This window comes from Marinomonas sp. AWM4_232 (assembly GCF_056158325.1).
Genome location: NZ_JBSWTA010000011.1, coordinates 1 through 6,172, shown reverse-complemented (window position 1 = coordinate 6,172; position 6,172 = coordinate 1). Strand labels below are relative to the sequence as shown.

The window sequence follows — 6,172 nt, the reverse complement described above, 5'->3', positions numbered from 1 at the left end:
AAGGTTAACCGATCCTTGTGGCTTCTAACTTCCAGCACCTGCCTGCTGAGTTTTTAGAACAAGCCAACCAAGAAAACTTACGCACCGCTAAAATAACCTACTTCGATACCATGTTATTTGCCGGTGACGAAATGCAACTTGGCTCGGTTAAAGCGGTATCAAACACCTATCCGTTAAAAGGCGAGTTAAAAGTAAAAACTAGCCTGACTGGTCAACCACAAGTAACTTCTGATATCCCAAGTCGTGGTGAAGTGTGGTTAAGTGAATCTGTATTTTATGCGCTAAACATTAAAGTGGGCGATAAAGTAGAGCTTGGCGCTGCTACTTTTACGGCTAGTCATGTTGTAGCCGAAGAGCCAGATGCGCCGTTTAATGTGTTCTCGAGCAGCCAGCGAATTTTAATTAATGAAGCAGATATTGCTGTTACAGAGGTAATTCAGCCGGGTAGTCGGGTGTTTTACCGTCAACTTTATGCTGGCGAAAAAGACAATTTAGATACCTTTTATGCGTGGTTAAAACCACAGATGAAAGAAAACCAACGTTGGTATGGTGTTAAAGACCGCCAGTCACCTATTTCTAATAGTTTAAATCGTGCCGAGAGTTATTTATTGCTAGCTGGTTTGCTAGGCATTATTTTAGCTGCTGTTGCTATTGCGGTATCGGCAAAACGGTATTGTGAACGTCAGTACGACCCAGTTGCTATGATGAAAACGCTTGGCGGTAGCCGCGCGATGATCCGTAAAATCTATTTATTACATTTGAGCCTTGTGTGTTCAATGTCGGTGATTGTGGGTTTACTGATTGGTTATGGTTTACAAGCGATTGCCACTGATTATTTGGCACAAACCATGGGCTCAGCATTGCCGAGTGCATCGGCAAAACCTTGGATCATTGCGATTAGCACGGGTGTGATTTGTGCGGTTATGTTTTCAATTAAACCGCTACTCGATTTATTTGATATTCCGCCGCTCCGTGTGCTTCGCCGTAACTTAGGCGACCGTTTATTGGTAAGTAAAGTGCACCTTACTATGTCGGCGCTTACTGTGTTTTTACTGATGTGGTTATTTAGTAACAACATCAAAATTAGTGCAATTTTGTTCCTTTCGACGGCATTTTTAATTGCGGTGTTATTTGCTTTATCAAAGGTTATTTTTGGTGGTGGCCGCAAACTTGGCTTGAGTCCGGGCAACAGTTGGTCATTGGCGATTGCGTCAATTCAAAAGCGTGCCAATGTGAATGCGGTACAATTAATTAGCTTTGCTTTGGCAATCAAGTTATTACTGTTTTTAATTGTACTTAAGAACGACATGATTTCGGATTGGCAGTCTCAGCTTCCTGAAAATGCCCCTAATTCATTTTTAGTGAACATTACTGAGCAAGAGTTAGAGCCTATTACTAGCTTCTTAGCGCAAAATGATATGCCAACGTCTGATTTCTATCCGGTTGTTCGTGGCCGTGTAAATGCCGTAAATGGTGAGTTGGTTGCCCGCGAAGTATCACAAGAAGACAACGAAAAGAAAGACGAAGAAGCCCGCTCTGGTATTGGCCGTGAGTTAAACCTAACTTGGCGTAAAGACTTACCTAATCAAAACGAGCTTATCGACGGTACATGGTTTAGTGAAGACTCAGTAGCCGAGGCATCGGTCGAAGAGTCGATGCTTGAGCGCCTTGATGTAAAAATAGGCGATACGCTTACTTTCTTAATTGGCGCGCAGTCGTTTGACGCAAAAATTACCAGTGTACGTAAGGTTAATTGGACCACGCTTAAACCTAACTTCTTTATTATTTTAAGCCCAGATGTGCTAGCTAGTTTCCCGGCTACTTATATTTCATCAGTGAATGTAAAAGCAGAGAAAAAACGTGAGTTTAATGAGCTAATGCGTCAATACCCAACGGTTAACGTGATAGATGTTGAAAGCTTCATTAAACAAATTCGCTCAACCATAGAACAAGTATCGTTAGCGATTGGCTTTGTACTAGCGATTGTGGTTGCCTGTGGCGCTTTAGTACTTATTTCACAAGTACAAGCAAGTTTGGGTGAGCGAATGCAAGAGATTGTTATTTTGCGAACTTTAGGTGCGAAAGGGCGCTTAATTAAAAATGCCACCTTATATGAGTTTTTATTATTAGGCGTAACTGCAGGTTTAGTCGCTGCCATTGTCAGTGACATCGCTCTGTTAATAGTGCAAAGACAGATGTTCGATTTAGCAGGTAAGTTCCACCCTCATATTTGGGTTATTGGCCCAGCAGTCGGGGGCTTATTTGTGGCATGTTTGGGTTATTTGATGATAGCGCGAACAATGCGAAAAAATACCCAAGGCTTATTACGCTCGCTCGCGTAAATGTCTTAATTAAAGGTTGACTATAAAATGCTCGCAATTGCGGGCATTTTTTATGAATTGCAATTGGCTACTGGTAATTTATACAGTGCTCTGGCATTATTAACCGCAGATAATAATGATAATAGACGAGTCAGTTAGTTGGCGATTATTTTAGGGATTGATCCTGGTTCACGATTAACAGGGTACGGCGTGATTGCCCACCAAGGTGCTAAGTTCACTTATTTAGGCAGTGGCTGCATTAAATTGGCCGATCACGATTTTCCGATACGCTTAAAAATGATTTACCAAGGGATCAGTCAATTGGTAGAGCAATTCTCCCCAGACAGTTTTGCTATCGAAAAAGTGTTTATGGCACACAACCCAGACTCAGCGCTTAAACTCGGTCAAGCACGTGGCGCTGCTATCGTTGGTGCTTCAATGGCAGAGCTGCCAGTTTATGAATATTCAGCTCGGCAAATTAAGCAGGCCGTTGTAGGTAATGGCGGAGCCGATAAGTCTCAAGTACAGCATATGGTTAAAAACATTTTAAAGCTGCCAGGTACCCCTCAAGCCGATGCCGCAGATGCTTTAGCAATTGCTATTTGTCATGCACACTCAGAACAAAATTTAATAAAACTTGCGGGCAGTGCGAGCAAAACCGTAAGAGGACGATTAAGGAAGTAATATGATTGGTCGATTAAATGGCTTACTAGTAGAAAAGCAGCCACCAGAAATTCTTATCGAAGTAAGTGGTGTAGGCTACGAAGTACAAATGCCCATGACTTGCTTTTATGATTTACCAGCAGTGGGTGAGCAAGCGATTATTTATACCCATTTTGTGGTACGTGAAGATGCCCAGCTATTATTTGGCTTTAACAACAAAACCGAACGCGCTTTATTTAGAGAGCTTTTAAAAGCCAATGGTGTAGGGCCAAAGCTTGGTCTAGCTATTTTATCGGGTATGTCGGCGCAGCAATTTGTAAGTTGTGTTAATAATGAAGATGCGACCACACTGGTTAAACTACCGGGCGTTGGTAAAAAAACGGCTGAGCGTTTAGTGCTCGAAATGAAAGACAGGCTTAAAAATTGGGGTAATGACTTATTTACACCATTTAGCGATAATGCCGTCATTGAGCCATCAAGTGATGATACCCTAGTGGCAAATAATGCTGCTGATGATGCTGTATCAGCACTTGTGGCATTAGGCTATAAGCTACCGCAAGCACAAAAAGCGGTTAAAACAGTGAACAAACCAGATATGACGACCGAGGTTCTAATTAAAGAAGCTCTAAAATCAATGTTGTGAGTAAACCATGATTGAAGCAGATCGCTTAATAGATGCGAGTGAACAAAGTAACGAAGACAGTGTTGATCGTGCCATACGACCAAAACTGTTAACCGATTACACAGGCCAGCCGCATGTTAAGCAACAAATGGAAATTTTTATTGAGGCAGCTCGCCATCGTGGCGAAGCGCTGGATCACTTATTAATATTTGGTCCACCGGGTCTTGGTAAAACCACACTTGCAAACATTGTTGCCAACGAGCTTAAGGTTAATATTAAAACAACGTCGGGGCCAGTGCTTGAAAAAGCAGGGGATTTAGCCGCACTTTTAACGAACCTTGAAGAAGGTGACGTACTGTTTATTGACGAAATTCACCGTTTGAGCCCGCAAGTCGAAGAGATTTTGTATCCAGCAATGGAAGATTATCAGCTGGATATCATGATAGGTGAAGGCCCTGCAGCACGTTCAATAAAGCTTGATTTACCGCCATTTACTTTAATTGGCGCAACAACGCGTGCTGGCTCACTCACCTCACCACTTAGAGACCGTTTTGGCATCGTACAGCGATTAGAATTTTATTCGGTTGAAGACTTATCAAAAATTGTTGCCCGTTCAGCAAGCTTTTTAGACTTAACCATGTGCGATGAAGGTGCTACAGAAATCGCCAAGCGTTCACGCGGTACACCGCGCATAGCAAACCGTTTATTACGCCGCGTTCGTGATTACACCCAAGTGAAATCAGACGGTAAAGTGAATGCCACAGTTGCAGAGCAAGCCCTCGATATGATTGATGTTGATAAAAGCGGTTTTGACTACATGGATAGAAAATACCTGTTAGCTATTATCGAAAAATTTATGGGCGGCCCCGTTGGCCTTGATAACCTAGCGGCTGCAATTGGTGAAGAAAAAGAAACCATTGAAGATGTGATAGAGCCGTTTTTAATTCAACAAGGCTTTATACAACGCACCCCACGCGGACGACTTGTTTCAGACATCGCTTATTTACACTTTGGGCTAACGCCAGAAAAATAACTAAAAACCCCGCGGTTAGTTACAAGCTTTAAGCTATAAGTATCAAGCAGCTCGAAAGGGCTGCTTTTTATCGAGATAAATTGCTTGTATCCAACGGGTAAGTAGATTTTTACCGCTTACCGCTTACCGCTTACCGCTTACCGCTTACCGCTTACCGCTTACCGCTTACCGCTTACCACTGGGTTGTTGTCTTATTTTAACATCTGTAATTCACATGCTGTTAAGTTATCGATAGGTATTCTCATTGACGTTTGTGTAGGCAAAAAAAAGCCCGCATAAGGATGCGGGCAAACAACAAGTTGAAGGAAGTAATCCAGGGAACTACGGTCTACTTAAAAAAGGTTTTATCCAGATTTAAGTAAACCTAGTGCAATACGAAATTTCATATTGCTAAAAACGGAGCTTAATGAAAGAAACTTTCATGAGGTTGCTAGCTCGGTATAGGTAAATAATACGCAATGATGGATTTTTCTTCAAACTAGAAAAATTTTATTTTCAGATAAAAAAAACTAATGTGAGTATATTTTTTAATTGTTTTCTTTTTGTTCACATTGTGAATATATTAATTTTAAGTTTATGAATGGGAAGGTTTTTATAAATTTTAAGAACTTTATTCAGGATTAGTTTAAGTATTCTGTAGTAGATTCGTAAAAGTGCTTTTGGGTGTTTATGCGTTATTTATGAATAAACGTCGAGTTTTTGGCTGTTTTGGTTGCTTTTTAGTGTCACTGTAGTGACTTATTATTAAGGTGAAAATATGCATAATTGTATTGATAAAACCTAATGTGGCTAAAAAATAACTAAGCAAATTGCTTTTTACCGTTATTTGCCGCTAATTCACAGCAAGAGCGTTGTCAGTTCATAGCTGACTAGATACACTAGATGTAACTTTTGGCCGCCTTTGTGGTCAATAAATACAAGTGTAAAAAATATAACAAATTACATAGAAATCTATTTTAGGAGTTTAACGTGGGATCAGGGCTTAACTTTTTAGATCTTATTCTAGAAGCCAGTGTACTTGTCCAGCTAGTAATGTTGGCATTAGTCGGTATGTCGGTAATGTCATGGGCAATTATCTTTCAGCGTAAAAAAGCGATTTCTGATGCACTTAATGGCGCAAAGCGCTTTGAGCAGAAGTTTTGGTCGGGTATTGACCTAAGTAAATTATACAACGAAGTATCAGCGCGTCCTGGTGGCGCATCAGGTGTTGAAGCATTATTCGTTGCAGGTTTTAAAGAGTTTGCACGTCATAAGAAAAATTCACCACAAAGTGCAAGTATTGTTATGGAAGGCACACACCGTTCAATGCGTGTTGCTTTATCGCGTGAAGTTGAAAAGCTTGAGTCAAGTTTATCGTTTTTAGCAACAGTGGGTTCTATTAGTCCTTACATCGGCCTGTTTGGTACAGGTGTGGGGTATTATGAACGCATTTATCGCATTAGGTGAAGTTAAGCAAGCAACGCTACAAATGGTAGCGCCAGGTATTGCTGAAGCACTAATCGCAACAGCAATGGGTTTATTTGCTGCAATTCC

6 protein-coding genes are annotated in these 6,172 nt (G+C 41.1%); all 6 read left to right on the top strand.

The features are described 5' to 3' along the window. Positions 1-17 precede the first annotated feature (17 nt). A complete protein-coding gene (locus ACXAC1_RS20120; RefSeq protein ID WP_475064011.1) occupies positions 18-2,342 on the top strand; it encodes an ABC transporter permease in 2,325 nt (774 codons plus the stop codon). Between the two features lie 138 nt (positions 2,343-2,480). After that, positions 2,481-3,005 carry a crossover junction endodeoxyribonuclease RuvC gene (gene ruvC / locus ACXAC1_RS20115; RefSeq protein WP_054553009.1) on the top strand — a complete coding sequence of 175 codons (525 nt, stop codon included), beginning with the start codon at positions 2,481-2,483 and terminating at the stop codon, positions 3,003-3,005. A 1-nt stretch (position 3,006) separates the two neighbouring features. Beyond that, complete coding sequence (gene ruvA / locus ACXAC1_RS20110; protein WP_054553010.1) at positions 3,007-3,627, top strand: Holliday junction branch migration protein RuvA; 621 nt, start codon at positions 3,007-3,009, stop codon at positions 3,625-3,627. A 7-nt stretch (positions 3,628-3,634) separates the two neighbouring features. After that, entirely contained in the window at positions 3,635-4,639 is a 1,005-nt protein-coding gene (ruvB, locus tag ACXAC1_RS20105; protein ID WP_371351880.1) for a Holliday junction branch migration DNA helicase RuvB, read from the top strand. A 969-nt stretch (positions 4,640-5,608) separates the two neighbouring features. Continuing rightward, entirely contained in the window at positions 5,609-6,085 is a 477-nt protein-coding gene (locus tag ACXAC1_RS20100; protein ID WP_475064009.1) for a MotA/TolQ/ExbB proton channel family protein, read from the top strand. Next, on the top strand, positions 6,060-6,172 hold a 113-nt coding region (locus ACXAC1_RS20095), incomplete at its 3' end, for a MotA/TolQ/ExbB proton channel family protein (protein WP_475064015.1). The genes ACXAC1_RS20100 and ACXAC1_RS20095, both read left to right, overlap by 26 nt.